Origin of the sequence: Stygiolobus azoricus (genome assembly GCF_009729035.1) — an archaeon.
GTDB classification, from domain to species: domain Archaea; phylum Thermoproteota; class Thermoprotei_A; order Sulfolobales; family Sulfolobaceae; genus Stygiolobus; species Stygiolobus azoricus.
Genome location: NZ_CP045483.1, coordinates 248,190 through 274,077, shown reverse-complemented (window position 1 = coordinate 274,077; position 25,888 = coordinate 248,190). Strand labels below are relative to the sequence as shown.

Below are 25,888 nucleotides of genomic sequence, written 5' to 3'. Positions count from 1 at the left end.
ACAAATGGTAACCGCAAAATGTCCCATATGCGGTAATCCAGTTGAAATACCAGATGATGCATTGCCTGGAGAAATAATAGAGCATGAGTGCGGTGCGCAATTAGAGGTATTTAACGATAACGGTAGGCTATCAGTAAGACTGGCTGAGCAAGTAGGAGAGGATTGGGGAGAGTGATTTTAGGAGTATCATATGATCTATTAAGATGGGAAGAGAAAAACTTAATAGAGGAAGCGAAAAAATTAGGGCATAATACAATCCCTCTTTTTACTAAGGATTTTTATTCTTTCTTTGGTGTTTCATCTAGTTTAAATCTTGATACAGACGTTATAATTCAGAGAAACACTAGTCATTCTAGAGCTTTACTTACATCCTTAATCTTTGAGGGATATAATTACAAAGTAGTTAACGATTCAACTACATTAATTAGGTGCGAGAACAAGCTCTACACACTAGCCTTACTAAATAAACATGGTATAAACGTTCCAAGGACCTTTGTAAGTTTTTCTAGAGAAAAAACACTTGAACTAGCTGATAAACTCGGATACCCAGTCGTCATTAAGCCGATAGAAGGAAGCTGGGGTAGAATGATTGCCAAAGCAAATGAAAAAGATATTCTTATGAGTTTATTAGAATACCAAGAATATACTACTTCACAATACCGTTATGCATACTTCGTTCAAGAATTTGTCAATAAACCTAATAGGGATATTAGAATCTTCGTAATAGGAGATGAAGCTCCCGTAGGAATATATAGGGTAAACGAGAAAAATTGGAAGACAAACACGGCCTTAGGAGCTAGAGCTGAACCTCTAAAAATCGATGACGAATTACAAGATTTAGCACTAAAGGTAAAGGAAGTGATAGGTGGGTTTTTCCTCGGCATAGATATTTTTGAAGATAAAGAAAGAGGATATATCGTCAACGAGGTAAACGGTGTTCCAGAATATAAAAATACGGTTCGTGTAAATAACTTCAATGTATCACAATACTTAATTAAGAAAATATCGGAATGGGTGAGAAAATGAAATTAATACAATTATACGGAGATAGAGGATTAAAAATAGTTAAAGGAGAAGGTCAATACGTTTGGGATGAGTATGGTAAAAGATATATAGATATGCATACTGGAATAGGAGTAGCATTTCTTGGACATAGAAACAAAACTGTGATCCATTATTTACAAAGGCAAATGAATGAGATAATCACCTTATCTAATTCTTTTTCAACACCAATTAGAGACGAGATGCTTGATGCTTTAGATAAAGTGAAACCCAGTGCTATGGATAACGTTATACTACTTAACAGTGGTACAGAAGCTGTCGAAGCCGCATTAAAGACTGCAAGAAAGATAACTGGAAGGAAAAAGATAGTTGCGTTTAAGAACGCCTTTCACGGAAGGACGTCAGGTGCTCTTTCTGTTACTTGGAACAAGAGGTATAGAGAACCTTTTGAACCATTAGTTTCACCAGTAGAGTTTCTAAATTTTAACGACATTAACGACTTGTCAAAAATAGATAACAATACGGCTGCAGTTATAGTAGAGCCTGTTCAAGGAGAGAGCGGGGTTATTCCTGCAAAGGAAGAATTCATGAAAGCCTTAAGAGAAACCACTGAAAAAGTTGGAGCCTTATTAATTGTAGATGAAGTACAGGCTGGTTTCGGTAGAACAGGGAAAATATGGGCTTATCAACATTACGGCATAACACCAGATCTCGTTACAGCAGGTAAGGCAATTGGTGGTGGATTTCCGGTTAGCGCGTTATTTCTACCAGATTGGATTGCTAATAAGCTAGAGGAAGGTGATCACGGAAGTACTTACGGAGGAAATCCTATGGCAATGGCTGCTGTAACTGCGGCAAGTAAAGTATTACATGAAGAGAAAGTTCATGAACAAGCATATCACAAAGGAGAGTTGTTTATGAAAATCCTAAGAGATAAGTTGGGAGATTTAAAGTCAGTTAGAGAGATTAGGGGAAAAGGACTTATGATTGGTATAGACACAAGGTTTCCACCATCCATCACTTTAAAAGTAGCACAAGAGAGCGGAGTATTAGTATTAAAAGCAGGAGCTACAGTAATTAGATTATTACCACCTTATATGATTACTCAAGAGGATATGGAGGAAGCTGCAAATGCAATTAGGCAAGGATTACTTAAAACAGAAAGCCAAAGAGTATCTCCTTGAATTATTAAGTATATATACCCCTTCTGGGAAAGAGGACAACGCTCTTTCCTTCTTTGAGAAAGCTTCACAAGAGCTAAATTTAAATTTAAAGTTTACTCCTTCTAAATCTTATTACTTAGGTAGTGAGAGTTCTAAGATTTTATTGGTGTCTCATATAGATACAGTTCCCGGCTTTATTGAACCTAAAGAGGAAAACCAAGTAATATACGGTAGGGGAGCAGTAGACGATAAGGGTCCTTTGGTGGCAATGCTGTTAGCTACATATATATTAAACGAAAAAGGATATAATGTAAGCTTCACCGCATTGTCTGACGAAGAGAATAAAAGTAAGGGGGCTAGAGAGCTAGTTAACAGTGGTAAAAAATACGATTATATTATAGTGGGTGAGCCATCTAACACTACTGGAATTGTTGTGGAATACAGAGGAGTTCTGCATGTAGATATAAAGTGTAAGGGAGTATCAGAACACTCTTCTTCTGCTAGCTCTAACCTAATAGTAGACATGGCAAATAGACTATTACAAGTAACTAAGTTTCCTAAATCTTACGATACTCCTTCTATTATACCAACTATATTTACAGCAGGTGAATATATTAATAAAAGTCCATCTAGTGGGCTGATTCATTTCGACATTAGGTATTCAGTAAAATCCTCAAAGCAAGAGATTATACTTAATCTTAAAGATGTATATAAAGACTGTGAGGTCGCAGTGGTAGAAGATGTTCCCCCTGTAAAAGTCGATATTAATTCAGATTTAGTCAAAATGATTATGAGAGGGTTAATAAAACAAGGGCTTAAGCCTTCATTAGTAAGGAAATACGGTACCAGTGACATGAACATCTTGTATACAATTTCGAATCAGATTGTTGATTACGGTCCAGGTGACTCAAGACTTGAGCATACTGATCAAGAGCGTATATCTTTGGAAGAAATATTTATATCAATAAATACTTATGTATCAGCGATAGAAGAATTATGCTCAAAGAAAGATTGAAAAATTTTCTACTTTTACCAATTTATAAAATATATGAATATGTACTGTGGAAAGAGATAAAAAACGGCCCCTTTCCAAACAACGTCGGTATAATACCAGATGGAAACAGAAGATGGGCGAGAACAAACAGTCTTTCAATTAATGATGCATATGAAAATGGTTACAAAAAACTTAGGGAAGTACTTATATGGTTATTAGATATGGGTGTTAAAAATATCACTGTTTTCGCTTTATCTACAGAAAACTGTGACAAGCGAAGTAATCTTGAACTTTCTATTATATTTAAATATATAAAAGCTGGCCTAGAAGAATTACTTGAAGGAGACATTATATATAAGTATGAAGTAAAGGTAAGAGCTATAGGAAAATTAGAGAAAACACCACAAGAAATTAAAGATTTAATAAACGAACTAAGAAAAAGAACGGAAACATATAATAAACGGAAGCTAACCTTGGCAATATGTTATGGTGGTCGACAAGAGATCTTAGATGCAGTAAAAAAGATCTTAGAAGACAGTAAGCTTGGAAAAATAAACTCAGAACATATAAACGAAGAGACCTTTAAGAATTATTTATATGACAGTGAGTTAGATGATATTGATTTAGTTATACGATCCTCAGGTGAGATTAGGATAAGTAATTTCTTATTATGGCATATTGCTTACTCTGAACTATTTTTCGTTGAAGCCTATTGGCCTGACTTTAGGAAGATTGATCTATGGAGGGCAATTAGATCGTATCAAAGAAGGAAGAGGAATTTCGGAGCTTAAACTTTATATTTGACATATTTTAATAAGTCAACACATGGGATATTTCCAAGGCAATGATCTTCGAAAGATAACTGGCGGGCTAAAGCATAAGCATAGAGACAAGAGGAAATTTGAACTAGGTTCACCTCCAACAGAAACTAAGTTAAGCGATAAGGATGTAAGAGTAAAAGAAAGGGTGATGGGAGGAAACATTAAAGTCAGGTTAGCATATGTGTCTTATGTTAATATACTTGATCCTCAGACTAAAAAAGTCAAGAAAGCAAAGATCTTAAACGTGATACAAACCCCTGCCAATAGAGAATATGCCAGAAGAGGGATAATTGTAAAAGGTAGCATAATACAAACAGAGCTCGGGAAAGCTAAAGTGACTTCTAGGCCTGGACAAGACGGAGTTATAAATGCGGTGTTAATTAAAGAATGAGTTTAAGAGATTATGAAGGCGAGAAAGTAGCAATATGGTTGGCTTATTTTCAAGCTCCAAGCAGAAGAAAAGGTAGAAAAATAGGAAAACTATCTAATAAAAAAATAGATCTTAATACTATTTATGAGATAGCAAAAAGGTTAGAATTAGAGCCGGAAATTTTTCAAGATAAGATACATCCCACATCAGGTATAGCAGGCTTAATTATGGTAAAGAAAAAATATGGAAAATATAAATTAATTAAGCTAATATTTGATGAAATCAATAAATTAAAATAAACATTTGAAAAATTGTAAAACAATATTGAACATTGTTTTAAGTGTCAAAATATTTTTCCGTAGAATTTTACATCAGTAGTTCAAGTAAATCTTTTATACTTTCTTTTATGTTTGTTTTTTGCTGGGCCCGTAGCTCAGCCAGGTAGAGCGGCGGGCTTTTAACCGTGGGTCGCGGGAAGCGACCCGTAGGTCCCGGGTTCAAATCCCGGCGGGCCCGCGCTATTTATTTTCAAAATAATCAAGTAAGATTAATTTATATAAATACGCTAAATCTTAGATTAGCTACTAAAATGAGTTATGTAATTACCGGTGGAGCGGGATATATAGGCAGCCATTTGGTAGATGCGTTAACGAAATTATATAACGACATCGTGGTAATTGATGACTTTTCCAATGGTAATTATGTGAATAAGAAGGCTAAGTATCTTAAAATTGATTTAAGAGATAGTTCAATTTCTAGTTTAAAAATACCAGCTGGAAGCATACTTTACCATTTAGCTGCAAATCCAGATGTTAGGACGTCTATGATTAATTCTTACGAGCATTTTAGTAGAGATGTAATTGCAACATTTAACGTGCTCGAAATGGCAAGGCGAAATGACGTTAGTTTATTAATATTTGCCTCTTCATCCACAGTTTATGGAGAGACAGGCAAAATACCTACACCTGAAAATACGGAACTAAAGCCTATTTCTAATTACGGTGTATTCAAACTTTTAGGAGAGCATTTGCTTGAATATTATTCTAGAGTCTACGGAATAAAAGGTGTATCTATTAGATTGGCGAATGTAACAGGAGGTAGAGTATCTCATGGTGTTATAAGGGATTTTGTAGAAAAATTAAGAAAAAATCCATATAAATTAGAAATATTGGGGAATGGTAAGCAGAGAAAAAGTTACATATATATAACTGATGTAATAGACGCATTTCTAACCCTAGAAAAAAAATTTAATGGTCTATACGATGTATTTAATGTAGGTAATGAAGATTGGATAACTGTGGACGAAATTGCAAAAATAGTAGAAGAGGAGATGAATCTGACTCCAGTGCACGAATATGTAGATAAAGGAGAGGGTAGAGGCTGGGTTGGCGATGTCAGATTTATGCTACTTGACATTAGTAAGATAAAGCAGTTAGGATGGAAGCCTAATTATTCATCAGCTCAAGCAGTTAGATTAGCAGTGAGGGATCTGATCTATGGATATAAGTTATAAACTTAAAATAAAGATGCTAGGCCTGTTTCTATTTGTATTTTCTCTATCTATTATATTCTTATCATTTTTGGTTATTTTTCTAGGGTTTAAAATAAACTTAGGCGGGTTTAATATTTCACCTATTTTTATAAAAATCATAAATTTTGGAATAATTTTAGTCATATTCGGCTACTTGGCATATGTGGGCTTCATAATATTTTTAAGTAGAAAATAAATAGCGCGGGCCCGCCGGGATTTGAACCCGGGACCTACGGGTATCTCCCTCTACCTGGCTCTTTTCGTTAAGAGCCCGCCGCTCTACCTGGCTGAGCTACGGGCCCAGCAAAAAACAAACATAAAAGAAAGTATAAAAAGTAAACGCTATTACAGTACCCTTTTCTAACATAATTTTCTCCATTCTAAGATAATATGTTCGAATAACTAAAAGTATTCTATTAAAGCTATTCTCTTATTTGTTCTTTCTATGTCCTTTAATTGCCTCTAATACGGATTCCACAGCTTTATTTTCATCAGTACCTAAAAATTCCGCATAGATTACACCATCTACCATCACTACGAATCCGCTGCCTAGTAACGTACTTATATATCCATAACAATCCTCACAATAACCTCTAAGTATCTTTTTGACTCCTAAATCTAGCCATAGATATATAATTCCTGATCTTTCCTTGCTTTTAGTATTACCACTAAAAAGATATATTCTTCTAGATAATTCGTACATTGCTACCTTAATCAAATCTTCGGGATTCAATCTCTTTTCTCTAAGTGTTTTAGGTAGTAAATACTCATTTTCAGCTTCCATTTTAGCTTCTTTAATTAGGCTTCTTAAATTGTTGATTTCTTCCTTTAATGAATTCATACACTCCTTTGCGTCTTCCTTGGCTTTCTCTGAATCTCCTACCCATAACATTACTATAGCCCTATTTAGATTTTTGCAATTCATTTCTCTCACTCTTACTGTGGTGTAATGAATATGAAAGATTCTTTTAGAGTTTCTTTATCTCTAGTTAACAATGATATTAAGCCATAATTATCTGGATATCTGACCAATTCTAAGTTGAGTATACTTTTCCAAATTTTGTCTACTACATAGTAAAACCTAGGGCTTACAGCTGCTCTAATATTTATAAATAATAGTCCACTCTCCGTCTCTAGTTCTTTTGCTAATTTCGATTCTTTTTCAAGATCTATAAGGGCATCCGCTATTGTCCCTAAATATTTCACAGTTCTAAAAGGCAATATATTTTCGATCTTTACATCATATAATGTATGTAGAGTAGCAAATGTGAGAGTCTCACTTAGTACTATGGATATATCGCCAGACAAATACTTGTAGCCTTTAAGCCCATAAAGGTAAGAATATGAATTCTCGAGGACGTTATCTACTAATTTACTTGTGAATATAGAATAGATAAAAAGTATTTTTTCATCTATATCTAAATTAATCGTATCCAAATTGCGGATCGCTTCATAAATATATTCTGAAATCTGTTTAGTCTGATCGAACTCCTTCTTTTCATGAGGGATTAAGCTAGACGGTACTTTAATTGATGAAAATTTTATCTCCACATTGTAGATTATACTATAATACCATTTATGGTTTTACTAGTACTTTACCGATTTTGTTTTTATCTTTTATCATCTGATATCCTTTATCGATCTCCTCTAACGAGACCGTACCTGCTATAACTGGCTTAATCTTATCTTCAGCGGCTAATTTCAGAGTTTGCTCTGCATCGTATTTAGTTGCAGACGCATGTCCTACTATTTTTATATCCTTTAGAATTACGTAACCTAATCTTAGATTATAGGATTGTGTTGGATCTACGTTTCCTATTTGGACTATTCTACCACCCATCCAAAGCGACTTCAAGCTTTCATCAAAAGTTGGAGTTCCTACTGTATCTATTACTAACGTTACATCGCCTATTTTTTTAGCTTCATCTGCGAATTTTGTTCCTACAATTATGTAGTCTGCATATTGTTTTATTATCTTCGCTTTTTCCTCAGATGTTGTAACACCGATTACCTTAGCCCCTAGAGCCTTAGCCACTTGGATTGCATGAATGCCTACTCCGCCGCTGGCTCCAGTTACTAATACATATTCTCCATTCCTTATGCCACCAGCCCTTCTGATTCCCCTATATATCATTCCAGTAACGCAAGGTACTAGCACAGCGTTTTCGTCACTAACGCTTTTAGGTACTTTTACTAGACTCGTTACTTTTATTTTAGCCTTTTCTGCGAAAAATCCGTCTAGTTCCTCTGAGTATCCTAACCTATGGTGGCAATAAGCCTCCTCTCCTATTCTACAATATTCGCATGTACCATCAGGAGCATATAGAAGAGAAATTACTTTGTCACCAACTTCGAATCCCTTTATATTTTCTCCTTTCTCTTCTATGGTTCCTACCACTTCGTGCCCTAGAACTACTGGGTACTTCATTCTCGGGTAGAATCCTTGAAGTTGGAGTAGATCTCTATAACATAATGCAGCTCTATCGACTCTTATTACTACTTCGTCTTTGTCGGGTTTAGGATCTGGTACCTCTTGTAACTTGTAACCTTGTTTCGGACCTGGAACAACAATAGCCCTCATGATAAGTTTAAGTTGTACAAACAATATAAATATTTAGCTACTACATGTAGATTAATTTATTAACTGTAATGAAATAAAAATTAATAAGTGAATAATAAACAATAAATTTTCAAGATAAAATTTTAAAATATCACAGCGGAAACTATTAAGTGTATATTATGGAGAATAATAGTGAGATCGAACTCCCAGAACCGTTATTTTGTGTGACCAAAGATGAGTTTAGAAAGCTTAAATTCAAAGTACAATATCTTTATTACACTCCAAAGGGTCAAGGGTAAGGAGAGAGGTAAACTAAGCGGGCTTAAATTTGCAATAAAGGATATAATAAATGTTCAAGGATTACCTACTACTGCAGGTTCAAGGTTTTTTAAACATATACCTACAAAAAACGCTTCAATAACACAGAAAATTTTAGATGAAGGAGGAGAAATAGTAGGGAAGTCAAACACACATGAATTTGCTATGGGAGCAACTAACACATCATCGGTCATAGGCCCTGCTAAAAACCCTATAGATCCTGAAAGAATTTCAGGAGGATCTAGTGGTGGTTCTGCGGTAGCTGTAGCGTTAGGTTTAGCTGACGTAGGCGTAGGGACAGATACGGGTGGGTCTATCAGAATTCCGGCATCCCTTTGTGGTGTTATAGGGTATAAGCCTACAACTGGCTTAATTCCGACTGACGGGGTTATTCCCTTTAGTTGGACTTTTGATACTATAGGTTTTCTAGTTAGAGATATGAAAGTTCTCTATAAGGTTTTAGATTCAGTAGTTGAGGATAAACTACCTTTTACATATCAAGCCAAGAGAAAACCCAAATTGGGTATGTTTCTATTTGGAGAAGATCAAGCATCTAAATCTCTTCTTAATTTTATAAATAAATTATCCAGTTATTATGACATAGTCGATATTGATAGTCAAATCGTTAGAAAATATTCTCCTTATGTGAGGAAAGTGATAGCTCTCTCAGAAGCTTATTCTTATCACAAGAACTGGTTTAATCAGAATAAGAATAGATATTTTGATGATGTCAAAAAATTATTGGAGATGGGAAGTTTAATTCCCGGGTATGAGTATGTTGATGCTATGAGAATAAGAAGGATTATAATAGAAGAATATATTAAAATGTTTAACAAGGTTGATGTTTTGATCTCGCCTACCACGAAAACTTCTGCACCTAAGATATCGGACGTAGTAGGACGAGAACTAGAATATAGGGATATTTTGGTTAGTAATACGGAAATCTTTAACGTTGTGGGAGCTCCATCAATATCTATACCAGTTGAAAGAATTAATGGATTACCTATAGGTTTAATGATTAGCGGTTTACCTTATGAAGACGGCGTAGTGCTTGATATCGCTGAACGTATTTTAGGCATTGTTGGATTTATTAGTAACTGATAGGTGAATAAAATTAGGGTTTTGTGAAATGAGTAGATTGCCTCAGAATATCGATATTCATAACAAAATCTTGAAAGGAACTACAACAGTAGGTATAAAGACTAGAAATGGGGTTGTCCTAGCTGCAGATAGAAGGGCTAGCGCAGGTTTTTATGTTGCACATAAGTACGTTAGGAAGGTCTTATATATATCTGACAATATTGGAATTACAACAGCTGGAAGTGTAGCTGACTTACAATATATTTACAATATATTGAAAAATATGTACCATTACAATAAAATAACGGGTGTTAGGCCTATTACTGTTAAGGCTTTAGCTACATACTTAGCTACCTTACTATCAACGTCTAAGTATTTTCCGTACTTAGTTCAAATACTTATAGGAGGGGTTGACGAGAAGCCTAGGCTATATAATCTCGACTATCTAGGCGATTTCACAGAAGAAGATTATACGGCTACGGGATCTGGCTCCGTAGAGGCCATTGGTGTTATAGAAGATAGTTATAGACCAGATCTTACTTTAGATGAAGCAGCTGAACTGGCTAAAAGGGCTATATTCTCGTCGTTAAAAAGAGATCCTTACACCGGTACTGGTGTAATTGTTACAAAAATAACTAAGCAAGGGCATCAGGAGCAAGAATTTTACTTAAACAAGAAGCAGAGTTAGTGTTTTATTTTTGCACTTGTAATTCTCTTTATGAACGTTAAAAGTAGTTCATTTAAAAATGAAGATATTATTCCTCAAGAATATACTTGTGACGGCTCTGATATTTCTCCTGATCTAGAATGGGATAATGTAACTGGTGCAAAAAGTTACGCTATAATAGTGGAAGATCCAGATGCTCCAGGAGGGACTTTTATACATTGGGTGATTTATAATATTAAGGATAATAAATTACCTAAGAACATACCAAAAGCGACAAAGCTTTCTTCCATGATCCAAGGGATAAATGATTTTGGTCGTGTTGGATATGGAGGTCCATGTCCGCCCAAGACGCATCCTCCACATAGATATTACTTCAACGTTTACGCTTTAGATGTAGAGCTACCCGAGAAGCACGGAGTTACTGCTGATGAATTAAAAAGTATGATGGAAGGACACATAATTGATAAAGGGGTTATAATGGGCAAGTATAAAAGAAGGTGAAGTAAATGCAAGAGGAAGAAGTACTTTGGGCAGAAAAATATAGACCTAGAACATTAGATGAAATAGTAAATCAAAAAGATATAATAGAGAGATTAAAGAAATTCGTAAAAGAAAAAAACATGCCACACTTGTTATTCTCTGGCCCACCTGGGACTGGAAAAACCACAGCTGCATTAGCTCTTGTTCATGATCTATATGGTGATAATTATAGGCAATACTTCTTAGAACTTAACGCAAGTGATGAAAGAGGTATTGATGTTATAAGAAATAAGGTAAAGGAATTCGCTAGAACTATTGTAGCCGGGGAAATACCATTTAAGGTTGTGTTACTTGATGAGGCGGATAATATGACTGCAGACGCCCAACAAGCGCTAAGAAGAACAATGGAATTATATACAGAAACTACTAGGTTTATACTAGCATGTAATTATTTGAGCAAAATAATTGAACCAATACAGTCACGAACAGCTTTATTTAGATTTTATCCATTGAAAAAAGAGGACGTAGTAAGCAGGCTAATGTACATAGCGAAGAACGAGAAAGTAGACGTTGAACAGAAGGCTTTAGAGACTATCTATGATATTACTCTTGGTGATATGAGAAAATCTATAAATATTCTTCAAGCTGCATCTGCTTACGGAAAAGTAACTGTAGAAGCTGTGTATAAAGTTTTGGGATTAGCACAGCCTAAGGAAGTTAGGGAAATGTTAAATTTAGCTTTACAAGGAAAGTTCATGCAAGCTAGAGAGAAACTAAGGAACTTGATAGTTAATTATGGTCTATCTGGAGAGGACATCATTAAGCAGATTCACAGAGAGCTAACTGGTAATGAAATAAACATACCTGACGAGTTAAAGGTTGTCCTAGTGGATTATGCTGGTGAGGTAGAATTTAGAATTATAGAGGGAGCAGACGATGAAATCCAACTGACTGCGTTTCTTGCTAAATTGGCGTTATATGCTCAGAAGTACGGTGGTTCATAATTGCCCTTACAGTGGTTTTTAAAATATAGACCTAAATCTTTGCAAGATATAGAGAATCAGGATGATGTGAAGAAGGAAATTAAGGAATGGATCGAAAGTTGGTTAAACAGTAAAAACCCCACTTCGAAAGCTATCTTACTTTATGGACCTCCAGGTGTAGGTAAAACAACAATAGCAGAAGCCTTAGCTAGAGATTACAAACTAGAATTAATAGAAATGAATGCAAGTGATACAAGAAACATCATGCAAATAAGAAGTATAGCCGAACAAGCAGCCATTACTGGTTCTTTATTCGGTGTAAGAGGTAAGCTTATACTTTTGGATGAGGTTGACGGAATTAATTCTAGAGAAGATGCGGGCGCAATAGATGCGATTTTAGAGTTAATTCAAAAGACAAAATATCCTATAATTCTAACTGCTAATGATCCGTGGGATCCGTCACTAAGGCCTCTTAGGAACGCTGTAAAGATGATTGAGCTGAAGAGGCTTACTAAGTATCCCATGAGGAGGATTTTAAAAAAGATTTGTGACGCGGAAAAAATTCAATGTAGTGATGATGCACTAGACTACATCGTAGAACAAAGTGAAGGAGATGCAAGATACGCAATAAATATGTTACAAGGAGTAGCTGAAGGTTACGGTAAAGTAACAGCTGAAACTGTAAAAGAATTAGTAAGGAAGAAGGATAGAGAACTTGATCCCTTTGAAGCACTTAGAGATATATTTTGGGCTAAATATTATTGGCAAGCTAAGAACGCCGCCACTAGTACTCAAATTGATTATGAGCTCCTCATGAGATGGTTAGATGAAAACATTCCTTTACAGTATGAGGCTTTAGAAGACATATGGAGAGCTTATGACGCTCTTAGTAGAGCGTCTATATTTTTAAGTAGAGCTAAGAAAGGTGAATGGGATCTTTTATCTTATGTTTTTGATTTGATGGGTCCTGGAGTAGCTTTTGCATCTTTAGAAAAGAAGAAACCTACTTATAAGGCTAAATGGGTTAAGTATCAGTTTCCACAATATATCCAGTTATTAGCTAAAAGCAAGGAAAACAGAGAGTATCTAGATAACCTACTTAGAAAGATATCAAATCATTTACACAATTCTTCAACAAAAACATTAGAAGGAATCTTACCTTATTTAGTTCAATATTATAAGAAGTATAAGGATAAAATAGATAAAGAACTAGAACTTACAGAGGGAGAAAAGAAGATTATCTCGACTTTATCGGGCGAGAAACCTAGTGAAGAAAGTGAGGCTTCAGGATCAAGAGCGGGTAAAACAGGGACTAGGAGGTATTATCGTCGTAGATCTTAGTCTTTCTAATAACCCTGATATAAGATATCTGAGTTTCTGGGTATTGGCCTTGAGAATCTTTTTCATATTTCTTGACCATATCCCATATAGTTAATAATGCTATCGAGGTAGCTGTAAGAGCTTCCATTTCTACCCCAGTCTTATAGTGAGCTTTTACGGTTGTAATTACTCTTAGTCCTTCGTCTTCAATCTTTATGTCGATATCTACAAATTCTAGCGGAATAGGATGACACATAGGGATTAATTCAGAAGTCTTCTTAGCAGCTAGAAAGCCTGCAACTTTAGCGGTATTGATTACGTCTCCCTTTTCCACTTTACTCTCTCTTATTAGAGAAAGCGTCTCTTTCTTAAGTTTTATAAAACCCTCTGCTATAGCTTCCCTTAAGATTACGTCTTTCTTAGAAATGTCTACTATTTTTGCTTCTGTCATATATTTTCCAATTCCTCAAACAAGTTTTTTAATATTATCACTTTAGGGTTTGAGTAGTTTAGCCTAATTATTTTAGACTTATCACCCTTTATTATATCAACGATGTGTTTGTCTTCAAGTAATTCCAAATCTTTTTCTAATTTTTTATAATTAATTCTTGTTTTTTTATACAGCTTACTTATACTTATTTCTTCTTCCTTGAATAGGACAAGGAGTATTCTTATAATTTCTGCATTTAGGAGTTCACTTGTGATTTCTGTAACCTCCTTTTTATTTCCTGATCCAGAAGGTTTTCTAACTCTACTGAGACTGGAACTGGTAAGGATATAAGTGTAGTTCTTCCTCTCATTCCTTTACCACTGTGTCGAGTTATTATTAGTCCCATTAGCTTTAGCCTCCTAATATATTCGAATAACTGTGTATGTCTTCTTGGTTCTTCACCTAATAAAGAGCTTATATTTCTGTACTCTTCTTCTACTTTTCCCATAGAGAAGAAGTCTTCTTCGTATTTTTTATGTAAAGACGAGATTGCTTTTAGCAAAAGTAGGTAATGTAAGTCTAAGTCTCTTATCGTATCTGTGATAATGCTTATTTCTGGGTTAATTTTTGAGTTAGCTTTTTTTGCATGCTCAATTGTTATTATAGGCGAACTTTCGGCGTCAGCTATTCTTCCAGCTAATTCCAATGTTTCTATTGCAAGTCTTGCGTTTCCACTTCCTCCTTTGTCCGCTCCATGAATGTCAGAAATGAACTTGACTGCTTCGTCAGTAACTGTGTTCTGTTTAAATGCTTTTTCATTAACTATTCTGTCTTGTAATATATCATAAAGTTGGAAAGAACTATAAGGCGGAAACTCTATAACGTTCTTAATTATATGGTCTTTAATGCTCTTATCAAGACTTGAAAGGCTTGTCAGTTCTCTAACTATAAAAATATAGTGAAGTCTTTTTACGTTTACATTTAATTCGTCATATATCCTTACCAAGAAATATATATCTTCTACGGGAGATGTACTAATGAAATAGTCAAATTCATCTAAGGTTAATAGTAGATGTATATTTTTCCTCTCTAAGTAGTCGTAAATTAACTTGAAAGTTTCTTGCGAGGAAAGGCCTCTGTTAGGTAATGGTAACCTTAGACTCTGAGCTATCTCCATTAGCATAAGGTAAAGAGTTCTTTGCCTATGGCAATTAACGTGAACGTAGAATAACCTTATCCCTTTTTTATTTGCAATATCTTGAAGTTCCTTACCGAATTTCTTGGTGGTTACAGTCTTTCCAGTACCGGTTCTACCTACTATTACTGTCCTTATAGAAGTTCCTCCAGGGTTTAATATAAGATCTTTAAACGAAACAGTAAGCTCTTTTATTTGCGTCTCTCTGTGGGGTAAGTTCGCAGGAATGTGTTCTGGATTAAGAACTGATAGATTATTAAACACTGTACTACCTTCAATGGTATTTTCAATCAAGTCTTTGATGTCAACCAAAACTTTCACCTAAATCTAATTTTCGAGTAATACTATATATTTCATAACTGAGAGAGTTAACCGAAAGTATTTTTAACATACGAGACTGTAGCTATATTAGGAATAACGTTAATGACAACTACAAAATCCGGTTTCTTAAAATTAACTTTAGCATAACCCTTTAGACCTAACCCTATACCTATCTCAATTTGTCTACAATTTACTTCAATTCCCCTCTTGTGGCAATCTACGTAAAACGAAGTCTTCACAATTTTTTTAGCGTTTTCAATAGTCTTTCGAATAATTTCTTCCTCTTGGGTACTCGGAATCATGAAATGAATTGGATATACTTTAGCAATACATGATGGACGAGCAGAAAATAAAAGTCCATATGCCTTCATTGGGGATAAGCTAGAGTACACTAAAAACACATTTTTTACTACTTCTTCAATCTTAACATTTATATCTCTAATTAGTATTCTATTCATGATCTCGATAATACATTTATTTTCCTTGTTCTTTCTAGCAGTTACTAAAAGAACTGGGTTCACAATAGTATACCTTTTAAACACTACTATACAAACCTTAACTTGTGATTACTACTAAGATAAAAGCTATTAATAGGGTTATGATGCTTACTAAAAAAAAGGTCTTAGTATTAGATGATTGGGGTCCATATGACAATGGGTTTGAAGAAATTGTGCTATCAAAAGGTAGTGAAGATGAGGTATCTACGTGGTTAGGTATAGTATTACAAAAGAGAAACGTTGTTAAAATAACTGATGTGATTACTATTGATGAACTCGGCAGAATCCTATTCCAAGAGAAGCAAACAATAAATACCCCAGCATCTCTTTCAGCTCTTCCTAAGGATTTTTATCATCGAGTTCAACTTTTAAGGGATGAATTAAAAGGAAAAAATGATTTACAAGCACTAGAGCTACTTAGAAAATTAGACCAAGTGGTAAATGAGATAGTCTCTATCAGAATCAGGAAAATTATGCAGTTAGCATTTCTCAATATTTCAGATGAAAGTTTGATTGATAGAATGACTAATGAAGAATTTTTAGTGTATAAAACAATAAAGAGTGTAATTGAACGCGGAATAGGTGATATAATTGGAAGCTAAACAAGTTGACTATGGGGAATTATTCATAGAATTTATTACTACCTTTAAGGACAACAGAGGTAAATCCTATTTAAATCAAATTAATGAAATAATAGCTTATAGAAAGAAAAGCTTCTATGTAAATTTTGCAGACTTATTCTCTTTCAATCAAGAACTGGCCACTCTCTTAATAACTTCTCCCAAAGAGATCATTCCAATTCTTGAAAGAAAAATTTATGATTACATTATAGAAAAAGATCCACAATTTCAATACGAAATATCAAATATTCACCTTAGAGTAATAAATATACCTAGAGTCGTAGAACTAAGGAAAATAAGAAGTAATGATATTGGCAAACTTATCGCGATAGAAGGGATCTTAGTAAAGTCTACACCAGTGAAGGAGCGACTTAGCAAGGCGGTTTATCAGCATATAAGCCCTGATTGTATGCAAGAATTTTCATGGCCTGATGACGATATGGGTGAAATAATAGAATTACCTTCCACATGTCCAGTATGTGGTAAAGCTGGGCAATTTAGATTAATTGAAGACAAATCAACTTTCATTGATTATCAGAAAGCAGTAGTACAAGAAAGGCCAGAAGAAATACCACCTGGGCAATTACCAAGACAATTGGAAGTTGTGTTTGAAGACGATTTAGTGGACGTAGCAAGACCAGGTGATAGGGTGAAGATTGTAGGAATTTTAGAGATTAAGAAAGATTCACAAATAAAAAGAGGAAGTAGGTCCGTATTCGATTTCTACCTTAAAGTTAATAGCATCGAGATATCTCAAAAAGTACTAGACGAGGTTAAAATATCCGAAGAAGATGAAAAGAAAATTAAGGAGTTAGCTAAGGATCCATGGATAAGGGAGAAAATAATATTCTCAATAGCACCATCTATATATGGTCATTGGGAAATAAAAGAAGCAATAGCCCTTGCGTTATTTGGAGGTGTTAGTAAAATATTAAATGACGGAACTAGAATAAGAGGCGATATTCATGTTTTAATTATAGGAGATCCGGGTACAGCTAAGTCACAGATATTACAGTTTGCATCAAGAGTCGCACCCAGAGCAGTTTACACTACCGGCAAAGGTTCTACAGCAGCGGGATTAACAGCGACCGTAACCAGAGATAAAAACAGCGGAGATTTTTACTTAGAGGCAGGTGCTTTAGTCTTAGCGGATGGAGGAATTGCCGTAATTGACGAGATAGACAAAATGAGAGATGATGACAGAGTAGCTATTCATGAGGCTATGGAACAACAAACCGTCTCAATCGCTAAAGCTGGTATTGTAGCAAAGCTAAATGCGAGAGCTACGGTTATTGCTGCAGGTAACCCTAAATTAGGAAGATACATAAAGGAAAGAGGAATAGCGGAGAACATTAATCTACCTCCTACGATACTCTCAAGGTTCGACCTGATATTTATCTTGATTGATAACCCTGGGGAATCCGATGTATATCTAGCATCACATATTCTGAATGTTCATGGAAACAGAAATAATACACAAAGTGTAATCGATATAGACTTATTAAAGAAATATATAGCCTATGCTAGGAAGAACGTCTCACCAAAGCTAAGTGAAGAGGCGAAAAAATTATTGCAAGATTTCTTCGTAGAGATGAGACGTAAAAGTGTAGAAAGCGTAGATTCTCCGATTATGATTACACCCCGTCAGTTAGAAGCGTTAATAAGAATATCCGAGGCTTATGCTAAAATGGCGTTAAAAAGCGAGGTAACTAAAGAAGACGCTGAGAGGGCTATTAATATTATGAGAATCTTCTTAGAAAACGTCGGATTAGATGTGGAGTCAGGTAAAATTGACATAGACACTATAATGACTGGTAAGCCTAAGAGTGCAAGAGAGAAAATGGCTAAAATCCTCGAAATAATTGATACGCTGTCCATTAATGAGTGTGCTAAGTTTAAAGATATAATTAAAGAAGGTGAAAGTATCGGCATAGACAAACAAAGCATAGAAAAACTAATTACGGATATGAGAAAGCAGGGCTTAATATATGAATCAAGACCTGAGTGCTATAGAAAAGTTTGATTTAAAAACAGGTTAGATTTTAGCCTCCTTTTGTGGAATTACTCATTTTATTAAGGATAGATATAGGAGTCCACATTATATGAGATGGGAGCTGTTTTATTAGATCGTATGCTTCTTCCCATCCAGTAAGATTTAATTTCTTTGCTAATTGTTCCAGTGTCATTTGTGTTCTAACATATTCATTAAGAATCTTAACGGCGTTTTCATCAATTATAATTTCCCTACCACTAGAGAGTGTAATTTTTATTGGTTCCATTGACAATCATATTTCACACTGTTAGATGTTAAATATAAATTTAATTGCATTAGAACCGTATGATACCCATACGTAAACTGCTATAATAAGTAGTGACATTATTAAAAGGATTCCACCAAGTTCATAATTTCTGTTTTCTAAGAAATAAACACCTGCAATAGCACCCATAATTATAATCGCGGCAAGAACAGCGATACCTCCAGCCTGAGGAGCCCCTCCATTAGAGTAGGTTATTGGGGAAATATAATATGGGAAAGCTATCGCTCCCAATATAGTAATTCCCATGAGAACGATTAATATTATTAATACATAAGCATTATTAATTGCGGAATAAGTTTTTTCACTCCCTCTTTTTGGCATGATTAATAATTACCACGGGACACTTTTTATTTTTAATCGAAAAGCAACGTAGTTGGTAAATAAGTGAAGAAATATTACTAATATTCCTATAAATAAGATTTGAACAATCTGAATCTTCACATGCATTAAGACTAAGGCTAAGGTCGAAAATACAAAGAAATCAAGTTGGTCTAATAACGGAGCTCTCTGTCCTCTTTCCATTCCGAGCCTTCTCTTTATAAAAGCACCTATCATATCCCCTATCATTGCAGCTAAGCTTTCAAAAAATGCAATAAATATCCATTCATTACCTAAAAATCTGGAGATAATTGCCCCGACAGTTGTACCAAAAGTAACTGCTAATAGTAAACCTTCAAAGGTTTTTCCATCTCCTAAAATCCTCCTACCATCATTAAGTTTTTTCCTAAAGTCTATAGGTGTACCATTTTTAACGAATGGTGCACTACCGTTCGCAGCTAGTGCGGGTAAATAATATACAATTCCTATTAGTAATGCGGCTATAAGCACCCTAAAACACCTGAGTCCAATATCCTAAATTTACAAACCCTCAAGTTACCAATGATTTCACCTTTAGTTATCCTCAGTACTTCGTCAGAAAACCTCCTCATAAACAATTCACCCGCTACTCTGTTATTTCCTGAAACATCCCATAATAATAACACTTTATTATTTCTATTAATCCCATTTTTACTAAACCTTTGACATAAAATTAGTGGTAATTCTAAATCCTTTTTTCTCCTAGATATTTTATACAGATAGTTTACGGGGTCAATGACAATTAATTGTAAACCCATCTGAGAAGCTTTTAATATTGCTGAGATCATTTCAGGCTGAGTAGGGGCGTGAGTGAAATAAACATCAGGTCTTCCCTTTAATTTTTCCACTCTTGCTTTGTAGCTTGAGTCCTTAGTTGAAATATAAAGGCTATTTCCTAATTCTAAGGATACATGTATTCCTATAATAGTCTTACCAGTACCAGCCTCCCCGTACATTGAAATAATATTTCCCTTCTGGAAAATATAATCGCTAATCTTCAAATCTTTAAATTCCTCTGAATTAATTAAATAATTGTGGTAAAAAAAGTTGCAATAAAGGTATCTGATGCTAGGAAATATCGAGATTTAGTAAGAGTATTCAAAGAGAGGGGAATAAAGATCTCAGATGACGGAGAAATAGTAATTAAGGATGAAGATATTAATTTCGTGCCATTGAACGTATTATTAGGTAGAATTTTATGTGAAATAAAGGGTAAGCAATATTTTAATGAGCTACTTATTGGAATAGACACTAACAAGGATAAATTGTCCATTGCAGTGATAGGGGATGGTGAACTAATAGAAAGTAGAACCGCCAATGTAATAGATGTAAACGAACAATTATCGGAAATTATACAAACTTATCCTCATAAGTCTCTTAAGATCGGAATAGGCGGAGGTAACAAAATAGGTGAATTAGTCTACAGAATCGTAAAGATTAAATTCGAACAAGCTAAGATTGTTAATGAGTCTAAAAGTAGCACCCCTGGAAATCCGTTTGTCAAAATAAAAGACAGAGATGTTAGGGCGGCTTATATCATAGCACTTAGGTCAGCTTTATGAAAATAATACCGGATTATGATGTAGTTATACAAGGTCCTTGTGGTCTTTACGTGAAAGATGGCAAAATAATAATATCAGGGATAGAGTTAGGGGCAGGAGATAAGCTAGATATAAACTCGGATAATTACTTTACTGTAACATCTTTAATTAACTCGGAGATAGAAAGTAACTGTAAGATTATTCAGTCATATAAAACATTAGGATGGTATAATGTTGCGAAGGAATTATCTGGAGGAAAAATAATAGTGTTAGGTGATGAAAATTCTGGAAAAACTTATTTTTCTAATTTTCTAGTAAATTTGTATGAAAGTCCTATAATAGATTCCGATGTTGGACAATCTTCAATATTTTTACCAGCTTTCATTGCATATTCTAAGGATGTTTCTAAAAAGTTATTTCTTTCACAACGTAGAATAGATGGTATTCAATTTTTTGGAAATATAACACCATCAACAAATCCGAGATTACATATATTTCTAGTACTACTTGCACTTAAGGAAATCAATTCAGACAACGTAGTCATAGATAGCGATGGATGGGTTAATGGGTTTCACGCTTATAGGCATAAGCTTGAACTAATTTATACAATAGATCCAGATTACATTCTCGTGTTCGATCAAAGTATAATTAAAGATATGCCCAGAGACTTACTAAGAAAGGCCAAGTTATTAAAGCCTTTTCCGCTTAACGTAGATCGGAGCAGAAATAAGAGAAGAGAATATAGATCAAGGAAATACAGAGATTATTTCAGTAACGCTAAAGTAAATGTGATCGATATGAGAACAGTTGTCGGAACACCTATTTCTAAGAACCTAATAAGGGTATGGAACCAGTATGTACAATTAATAGATGAAAAACCTTGTGAAGGGCTATACGTTGACAGAACTGAACTCTTAGGACTTTATTTGGGCCTAACGTATAAAGGGAAAACAGTAGGAGCTGGTTTAATTAAAGATATAAAAGAGGATTTAAGTATTGTCGAAATTCTTACACCAGTGGAAAATTTCGATGGGGTGATATTAGGGGAATTTAGGTTAAACGAAAGCTTTACCGAGAGTAGAGTAAGGGTGAGAAAATGCTTAGAATAATATCGTTCGAAGGGATAGATGGCTCAGGTAAGACAACAGTAGCAAATATGGTTTATCAGAGGTTGAAAAACCGGTTTAGTGGTAAGAACATAGTTCTCACGAAGGAACCTTTTACTAATGAGATCACAAGTCTTATAGAGAAGAGTGGTTGGGAAGATCCAATCGCATTGACGTTACTGTTCGCTGCGGATAGGGCATATCATTTACGAGAGTTAATAAATCAGAATCCTGACGTTATTCTTATGGACAGATATATTTACTCCTCTATTGCATATCAGTCAGCCCTAGGTATAGAGGAGAACTGGATAGAAACTGTAAATTCAAAGTTTCCAAAACCAGTTCTCACAATCCTTTTGGACATCTCTCCTAACAAAGCGTTGCAAAGAATTCAGAAAAACGATAAATTCAATTTTAAGGAAAAAATAGAAAGTCTTACAATAGTAAGGGAGAAATATCTTGAGCTTGCTAGAAAAGAGAAAAACATAGTAATAGTTAACGCGGAGAAGTCGTTAAATGACGTAGTCGAAGAAGTATATTCAATCATTTATTCTTATTTATTAACCCTTTAATTCTATTTATTCTTTCAATAGCTTCTAAATATCTTATCACCTGATTTATAGTATCAATATCAAGAGGATCTTTGTTAAGCCGTTGGTCTAGAAATTCTATTCCCTTATATAGAGTGTTTTCCAGTTTATCTAATGTTATAGCACCAGTAATTTTCTTTTCTTCCTCCTCGTTCTCTACTACATAAACCTTTCCGTGAGTTGGGCATACAATATCTCCGTTTTTAAGCCTAAATAAAGGCATATGACATAAAGGGCATGCCATATCTAACATTGTGGCTCCTTGTCTCAGGAGGTCAGCAGCTTTCTTTACTGAATCTGTGGTTGTCATACTAACCAATAATATAAAATGGGTAATAAACTAAAAAACCATAAGTACTAATAATTGAATCGGTGAGATTTCAATGGCATCACTTTACGACAACGAGGCTAAGATAAAACAGGCAATAGTTATGCTTCAAAAAATTGTGAATGATACTGGAGTACCAAGGAATATTAGGCGAGCAGCAACTGACGCAATAAGGAACTTACAAGATCAGACGTTGAGCCCCGCTGTTAGGGCAGCTAATGCAATAGGAATTTTGGAAGAAATAAGTCAGGATCCTAACATGCCTACTCATACTCGAATCTCTATCTGGAACATTGTGTCTATGTTGGAGACGGTTAAAGACTAATTTTTTCGCATAAAGTTTTTTACCTGAATACTCGATTTCATTAAGTGCGGGGGTGCCCGAGCAAGGTCAAAGGGGTCGGGCTTAGGACCCCAAAGGTAAGTACCCCGATGGCGTAGGCCTGCGTGGGTTCAAGTCCCACCCCCCGCATAACTTATTTTATTATTTCAGATATTATCGAAATAATTTTGGTTCTAAAATTGGAAGAGGAAAAAGACATTGATTTTTCTATGAGTTCTTTTCTAAGACTATTCCATCCTTTGACGTACTTTTTAACCTTTTCTGCAGCCTCTTCTAATGAACTATAGCTTAAGTCTTTAGGTAAAATTTCCGAAGCTCCACTTTCAGAAGGAACTATCGGGATCGTCCCTGAAGCCATTGCCTCAACAATCGGTATACCAAAGTGCTCTCCTACAGTAGGATGGAAATACACAGACACCCTTTGCATTAGCGACACCAGTTCTCTCTTAGGAAGGTCAGTAAGGAATTCTACCTCAAGACCCTTAGAAATCTCCTTTAATTTTCCTAAGTAATTTTTATCACTTAAAGAACCAACTATATACGTTTTCAATTTAGTTAATCTAGCTATATTTATAGTATTTTCTAACATTTTACCTCTCTCTATCCTAGCTACAGTTATTATAGCTTCTTCCCTATTGGAATCAAGTTTATTTGTGATGAACTCCTCAACATCTACGGGAGGATAAATTACAGTCCTTACATTTAATCCTAAGCTCTCGATTTTTCTCGCAGAATAGTGAGAGTTAGATATTATAATAGCGTTCTTATCCAGGTGAGCTTTCACATATTTTTCGAATGGGTAAAGGTACAATCGCCAAAATGTAGAAGATGAATACTTGCTGGGTGTTGTGAACGCTGGTGCCGCAGAATAAGCTAAGTGAGGTGCTATGTCTGATAACTTTAACAGCGTACCACTGAGGTTAACGAAGATCGAAGGGGTTAGGTTTCTAGCTTTCCATAGGGTTAGAAGACGTTGATATTTGTCAAATTTCGTGATCCTAAAAGGAACAACATATTTGACCTCGAAAGGTAAATGTCTCTTAGGTTTAGAGAAAGTTACCAACTGTATTTTACCTAAATTGGAGTCTTGTAGAGCCCTGATCACTTCATGATACACTTTTCCCTCTCCCGAGAATTTTTCATTGGAGTAACCGTGAGCTATTACGGCTATACTTTTAATCCCACTCAATTTAGTCTAAACTCGTGGTTGAAATAATTATACCTGTTGGTCCGGGAGACAGAGCTGATTGGCTGGACGCTGTTCTAAAAAAAGTTTCCGCATTGGCTAATAGTCTGAATTACAAGATCATAATTTACGATAACTCCGAAAGAGAGGATCTAGCTAAAGTTATTTCTCAATATAATGTTAATCATGTAACTGCAAAGAGATTCAAAAAAGTAAACATGGCTAGATTAAGAAATGAAATGCTTAAGTTAGCCAATGAAAGCTACGTTGTAATGTTGGATAGTGATGTAATACCATCTGAAAAAGCACTTCCGAGAATGATTGAAAACCTTAAGAACGGTGTTACGTTTACTTGGATGCACTATGCTTATGATGAAAAGGAAATAGAAGTTGAATCAGATTCTCTTGAAGAAAACCCCAATCTAGGATGTTCGGCACTTAATTTAGATGTAATTAAAAGAATAGGTTACTTTGACGAGAGATATGAAAGAGACGAAGATGTCTGGCTATATGCTAAGCTTAAAAAAGAAGGATATATCGTTAAGCCAACTAAAGGTAGGTGTCTGCACCTTAATAAGGTTCACGCTAGGGAGAATTTAATGTCCTCACTAAAGGAAGCAAGAAAAAATTTGTGGAGATCAAAATATGATATGATGTTAGTACTTGACGGTTTAACACAATTTCAAATGTTAACTGGTTATACATATTACGGAAGCTATTATGTAATTCCAATAATTTCATTATTTACATCTCCTTTAATCTTATTTCTATATTTGCCTGTAATAGCATTTGGACTGAAATATTACAAATCACCTAAAAAGTATTTTCTTAATTTAATTCCAGGTTTGAGTTTAGTGCTCGGGTTGCCCTATGGTCTGGCTTACGCAGTTGTTAATAAAAGTTCGAAGAAGAAGTATAACGGATATAAATAAGATTAAACTTATAATAAGATGGGAAGGTGGAGTAAGATAGGTAACATAACTAAAGAAAAATTATTACAAAGAGGACTAACCATAGTAGAGGAGGCAAATAAACGAGAAATTCTATTGAGATTAATAGGAGGAGCTGCTGTAGCTATACTCGCACCTAAAGGAGCTGAAAAATTCCCTAGAAATTATAAAGATATTGATTTTTTCGGTCTCTCAAAACAGAGCAAGAAAATAACAGAATTACTTGAGAATTTTGGAATGGAAAGTAACAAAAGATTTAACGCATTACACGGAGATAGGAGACTAATCTTTTATGATCCCGAGCTTAATTCTAATGTTGATGTATTTCTAGATGAATTTGAGATGTGCCATAAAATGGCATTTAAGGACAGACTTGGTATTATGAAGATTACGATTCCACCCTCAGATCTACTATTAACTAAGCTTCAAATAGTTAAAATGACAGAAAACGACGTCAAGGATATTTTCGCTTTGCTTTATGACCTACAGCTTGGAGATAAGGATGATGAAAATACAATAGATGTTAAATATATTAGTAAAGTTTTATCTGATGATTGGGGATTTTATACTACCGTTACAGATAACATAGATAGACTACTCAGGGAATTTAACCCTCCAAAATGCATCGCTGATAAACTTGATAAACTTAGGAAAGTAATTGATGAAGAGCCTAAGTCCGTTAAATGGAAAATGAGAGCTAAGATAGGAAGGAGAGTTAAATGGTATGAGGAACCAGAGGAGGTAGGAACATTTAAACCCAGCTAAAAAATCAAAGATCTGAAATACATAAAAATACCTATTATCGTAAACTTTTAAT

At 34.8% G+C, this 25,888-nt stretch carries 33 protein-coding genes and 3 tRNA genes; 23 read left to right on the top strand and 13 right to left on the bottom strand.

Going from position 1 to position 25,888, the window contains the following annotated elements:
• The first annotated feature begins 4 nt into the window (after nt 1-4).
• The 9 genes from lysW/argW (at nt 5) to D1868_RS01530 (ending at nt 5,863) form a co-directional block, all read left to right on the top strand.
• Nucleotides 5-175 carry an alpha-aminoadipate/glutamate carrier protein LysW gene (gene lysW/argW, locus D1868_RS01570; RefSeq protein WP_156005030.1) on the top strand — a complete coding sequence of 57 codons (171 nt, stop codon included), beginning with the start codon at nt 5-7 and terminating at the stop codon, nt 173-175.
• Nucleotides 172-1,026 (top strand): lysine biosynthesis protein LysX, encoded by an 855-nt coding sequence (gene lysX, locus D1868_RS01565; RefSeq protein WP_156005029.1) that lies wholly within the window; start codon nt 172-174, stop codon nt 1,024-1,026. The genes lysW/argW and lysX overlap by 4 nt, the downstream gene beginning before the upstream one ends.
• Entirely contained in the window at nt 1,023-2,186 is a 1,164-nt protein-coding gene (gene lysJ / locus D1868_RS01560) for a [LysW]-aminoadipate semialdehyde/glutamate semialdehyde transaminase (protein ID WP_156005028.1), read from the top strand. Before lysX ends, lysJ begins: the two co-directional genes overlap by 4 nt.
• Nucleotides 2,134-3,180, top strand: coding sequence for an N-acetyl-lysine deacetylase (locus D1868_RS01555; protein WP_156005027.1), 1,047 nt, complete (start codon nt 2,134-2,136; stop codon nt 3,178-3,180). Before lysJ ends, D1868_RS01555 begins: the two co-directional genes overlap by 53 nt.
• The gene (gene uppS, locus D1868_RS01550) at nt 3,162-3,950 is read left to right on the top strand and encodes a polyprenyl diphosphate synthase (protein ID WP_156005026.1); all 789 of its coding nucleotides are present in this window, start codon (nt 3,162-3,164) and stop codon (nt 3,948-3,950) included. Before D1868_RS01555 ends, uppS begins: the two co-directional genes overlap by 19 nt.
• Nucleotides 3,951-3,984: 34 nt before the next feature.
• A complete protein-coding gene (locus tag D1868_RS01545) occupies nt 3,985-4,371 on the top strand; it encodes a 30S ribosomal protein S8e (RefSeq protein ID WP_156005025.1) in 387 nt (128 codons plus the stop codon).
• On the top strand, nt 4,368-4,649 hold the full coding sequence (locus tag D1868_RS01540; protein ID WP_156005024.1) for a signal recognition particle subunit SRP19/SEC65 family protein: 282 nt from the start codon (nt 4,368-4,370) through the stop codon (nt 4,647-4,649). Before D1868_RS01545 ends, D1868_RS01540 begins: the two co-directional genes overlap by 4 nt.
• Before the next feature lie 123 nt (nt 4,650-4,772).
• Nucleotides 4,773-4,866, top strand: a tRNA-Lys gene (locus D1868_RS01535).
• Nucleotides 4,867-4,939: 73 nt separating this feature from the next.
• On the top strand, nt 4,940-5,863 hold the full coding sequence (locus tag D1868_RS01530; protein WP_156005023.1) for an NAD-dependent epimerase/dehydratase family protein: 924 nt from the start codon (nt 4,940-4,942) through the stop codon (nt 5,861-5,863).
• 220 nt (nt 5,864-6,083) lie between these two features.
• On the opposite strand, the gene D1868_RS01525 is transcribed toward D1868_RS01530, so the two are convergent.
• The 4 genes from D1868_RS01525 to D1868_RS01510 all read right to left on the bottom strand — a co-directional run bounded on the left by D1868_RS01525 (nt 6,084) and on the right by D1868_RS01510 (nt 8,462).
• Nucleotides 6,084-6,183 (bottom strand) — tRNA-Lys (locus tag D1868_RS01525).
• Between the two features lie 128 nt (nt 6,184-6,311).
• Nucleotides 6,312-6,806, bottom strand: coding sequence for a hypothetical protein (locus tag D1868_RS01520; RefSeq protein WP_156005022.1), 495 nt, complete (start codon nt 6,804-6,806; stop codon nt 6,312-6,314).
• Nucleotides 6,807-6,817: 11 nt separating this feature from the next.
• Complete coding sequence (locus tag D1868_RS01515; RefSeq protein WP_156005021.1) at nt 6,818-7,432, bottom strand: hypothetical protein; 615 nt, start codon at nt 7,430-7,432, stop codon at nt 6,818-6,820.
• A gap of 25 nt (nt 7,433-7,457) precedes the next feature.
• The gene (locus D1868_RS01510; protein WP_156005020.1) at nt 7,458-8,462 is read right to left on the bottom strand and encodes an acryloyl-coenzyme A reductase; all 1,005 of its coding nucleotides are present in this window, start codon (nt 8,460-8,462) and stop codon (nt 7,458-7,460) included.
• A gap of 213 nt (nt 8,463-8,675) precedes the next feature.
• Between D1868_RS01510 and D1868_RS01505 the strand changes: the two genes are divergently transcribed.
• The 5 genes from D1868_RS01505 to D1868_RS01485 are packed head-to-tail and all read left to right on the top strand — an operon-like array spanning nt 8,676 to nt 13,310.
• Nucleotides 8,676-9,860, top strand: coding sequence for an amidase (locus D1868_RS01505; protein WP_156005019.1), 1,185 nt, complete (start codon nt 8,676-8,678; stop codon nt 9,858-9,860).
• A gap of 49 nt (nt 9,861-9,909) precedes the next feature.
• Complete coding sequence (psmB, locus tag D1868_RS01500) at nt 9,910-10,527, top strand: archaeal proteasome endopeptidase complex subunit beta (RefSeq protein WP_196770289.1); 618 nt, start codon at nt 9,910-9,912, stop codon at nt 10,525-10,527.
• 30 nt (nt 10,528-10,557) lie between these two features.
• Entirely contained in the window at nt 10,558-11,007 is a 450-nt protein-coding gene (locus D1868_RS01495; protein ID WP_156005017.1) for a YbhB/YbcL family Raf kinase inhibitor-like protein, read from the top strand.
• Nucleotides 11,008-11,012: 5 nt separating this feature from the next.
• Nucleotides 11,013-11,990 (top strand): replication factor C small subunit, encoded by a 978-nt coding sequence (locus D1868_RS01490; protein ID WP_156005016.1) that lies wholly within the window; start codon nt 11,013-11,015, stop codon nt 11,988-11,990.
• Entirely contained in the window at nt 11,991-13,310 is a 1,320-nt protein-coding gene (locus D1868_RS01485; protein ID WP_156005015.1) for a replication factor C large subunit, read from the top strand.
• On the opposite strand, the gene moaC is transcribed toward D1868_RS01485, so the two are convergent.
• From moaC to D1868_RS01470, 3 genes are all read right to left on the bottom strand, one after another.
• On the bottom strand, nt 13,282-13,740 hold the full coding sequence (moaC, locus tag D1868_RS01480) for a cyclic pyranopterin monophosphate synthase MoaC (RefSeq protein WP_156005014.1): 459 nt from the start codon (nt 13,738-13,740) through the stop codon (nt 13,282-13,284). The two genes, D1868_RS01485 and moaC, sit on opposite strands and share 29 nt — an antisense overlap.
• A gap of 235 nt (nt 13,741-13,975) precedes the next feature.
• A complete protein-coding gene (locus tag D1868_RS01475) occupies nt 13,976-15,226 on the bottom strand; it encodes an ORC1-type DNA replication protein (protein ID WP_196770255.1) in 1,251 nt (416 codons plus the stop codon).
• 56 nt (nt 15,227-15,282) lie between these two features.
• Entirely contained in the window at nt 15,283-15,777 is a 495-nt protein-coding gene (locus D1868_RS01470) for a THUMP domain-containing protein (RefSeq protein ID WP_231112421.1), read from the bottom strand.
• 20 nt (nt 15,778-15,797) lie between these two features.
• Here D1868_RS01470 and gins23 point away from each other — a divergent pair, with 20 nt between their 5' ends.
• Together gins23 and mcm are read left to right on the top strand one after the other, a co-directional pair.
• The gene (gins23, locus tag D1868_RS01465) at nt 15,798-16,334 is read left to right on the top strand and encodes a DNA replication protein Gins23 (protein ID WP_231112420.1); all 537 of its coding nucleotides are present in this window, start codon (nt 15,798-15,800) and stop codon (nt 16,332-16,334) included.
• On the top strand, nt 16,324-18,375 hold the full coding sequence (gene mcm / locus D1868_RS01460) for a minichromosome maintenance protein MCM (protein ID WP_156005012.1): 2,052 nt from the start codon (nt 16,324-16,326) through the stop codon (nt 18,373-18,375). The genes gins23 and mcm overlap by 11 nt, the downstream gene beginning before the upstream one ends.
• Before the next feature lie 19 nt (nt 18,376-18,394).
• Here mcm and D1868_RS01455 read toward each other — a convergent pair whose 3' ends face one another.
• The 4 genes from D1868_RS01455 to D1868_RS01440 are packed head-to-tail and all read right to left on the bottom strand — an operon-like array spanning nt 18,395 to nt 20,028.
• Entirely contained in the window at nt 18,395-18,631 is a 237-nt protein-coding gene (locus D1868_RS01455; protein WP_156007910.1) for a hypothetical protein, read from the bottom strand.
• Between the two features lie 21 nt (nt 18,632-18,652).
• The gene (locus D1868_RS01450) at nt 18,653-18,991 is read right to left on the bottom strand and encodes a hypothetical protein (protein WP_156005011.1); all 339 of its coding nucleotides are present in this window, start codon (nt 18,989-18,991) and stop codon (nt 18,653-18,655) included.
• Between the two features lie 9 nt (nt 18,992-19,000).
• Nucleotides 19,001-19,498, bottom strand: a complete 498-nt coding sequence (locus tag D1868_RS01445; RefSeq protein ID WP_156005010.1) for a CDP-2,3-bis-(O-geranylgeranyl)-sn-glycerol synthase — start codon at nt 19,496-19,498, stop codon at nt 19,001-19,003.
• Complete coding sequence (locus tag D1868_RS01440) at nt 19,489-20,028, bottom strand: ATP-binding protein (protein ID WP_231112419.1); 540 nt, start codon at nt 20,026-20,028, stop codon at nt 19,489-19,491. Before D1868_RS01440 ends, D1868_RS01445 begins: the two co-directional genes overlap by 10 nt.
• 33 nt (nt 20,029-20,061) lie before the next feature.
• Between D1868_RS01440 and D1868_RS01435 the strand changes: the two genes are divergently transcribed.
• The 3 genes from D1868_RS01435 to tmk are packed head-to-tail and all read left to right on the top strand — an operon-like array spanning nt 20,062 to nt 22,246.
• Entirely contained in the window at nt 20,062-20,589 is a 528-nt protein-coding gene (locus D1868_RS01435; protein WP_156005009.1) for a hypothetical protein, read from the top strand.
• Nucleotides 20,586-21,677 (top strand): Clp1/GlmU family protein, encoded by a 1,092-nt coding sequence (locus tag D1868_RS01430; RefSeq protein ID WP_156005008.1) that lies wholly within the window; start codon nt 20,586-20,588, stop codon nt 21,675-21,677. The genes D1868_RS01435 and D1868_RS01430 overlap by 4 nt, the downstream gene beginning before the upstream one ends.
• Nucleotides 21,665-22,246 (top strand): dTMP kinase, encoded by a 582-nt coding sequence (gene tmk / locus D1868_RS01425; protein WP_156005007.1) that lies wholly within the window; start codon nt 21,665-21,667, stop codon nt 22,244-22,246. Before D1868_RS01430 ends, tmk begins: the two co-directional genes overlap by 13 nt.
• Here the strand turns inward: tmk and D1868_RS01420 are convergent.
• On the bottom strand, nt 22,218-22,574 hold the full coding sequence (locus tag D1868_RS01420; protein ID WP_156005006.1) for an Sjogren's syndrome/scleroderma autoantigen 1 family protein: 357 nt from the start codon (nt 22,572-22,574) through the stop codon (nt 22,218-22,220). The two genes, tmk and D1868_RS01420, sit on opposite strands and share 29 nt — an antisense overlap.
• A 73-nt stretch (nt 22,575-22,647) precedes the next feature.
• Here D1868_RS01420 and D1868_RS01415 point away from each other — a divergent pair, with 73 nt between their 5' ends.
• Together D1868_RS01415 and D1868_RS01410 are read left to right on the top strand one after the other, a co-directional pair.
• Entirely contained in the window at nt 22,648-22,917 is a 270-nt protein-coding gene (locus D1868_RS01415) for a stationary phase-response protein (protein ID WP_156005005.1), read from the top strand.
• Nucleotides 22,918-22,963: 46 nt separating this feature from the next.
• Nucleotides 22,964-23,064 (top strand) — tRNA-Leu (locus D1868_RS01410).
• Nucleotides 23,065-23,068: 4 nt separating this feature from the next.
• Here the strand turns inward: D1868_RS01410 and D1868_RS01405 are convergent.
• Complete coding sequence (locus tag D1868_RS01405; protein WP_156005004.1) at nt 23,069-24,124, bottom strand: glycosyltransferase family 4 protein; 1,056 nt, start codon at nt 24,122-24,124, stop codon at nt 23,069-23,071.
• A 14-nt stretch (nt 24,125-24,138) separates the two neighbouring features.
• Here D1868_RS01405 and D1868_RS01400 point away from each other — a divergent pair, with 14 nt between their 5' ends.
• Both D1868_RS01400 and D1868_RS01395 read left to right on the top strand, forming a co-directional pair.
• Complete coding sequence (locus D1868_RS01400; protein ID WP_156005003.1) at nt 24,139-25,053, top strand: glycosyltransferase family 2 protein; 915 nt, start codon at nt 24,139-24,141, stop codon at nt 25,051-25,053.
• Nucleotides 25,054-25,071: 18 nt separating this feature from the next.
• Nucleotides 25,072-25,836, top strand: coding sequence for a hypothetical protein (locus tag D1868_RS01395; protein WP_156005002.1), 765 nt, complete (start codon nt 25,072-25,074; stop codon nt 25,834-25,836).
• The last annotated feature ends 52 nt before the right edge of the window (nt 25,837-25,888 follow it).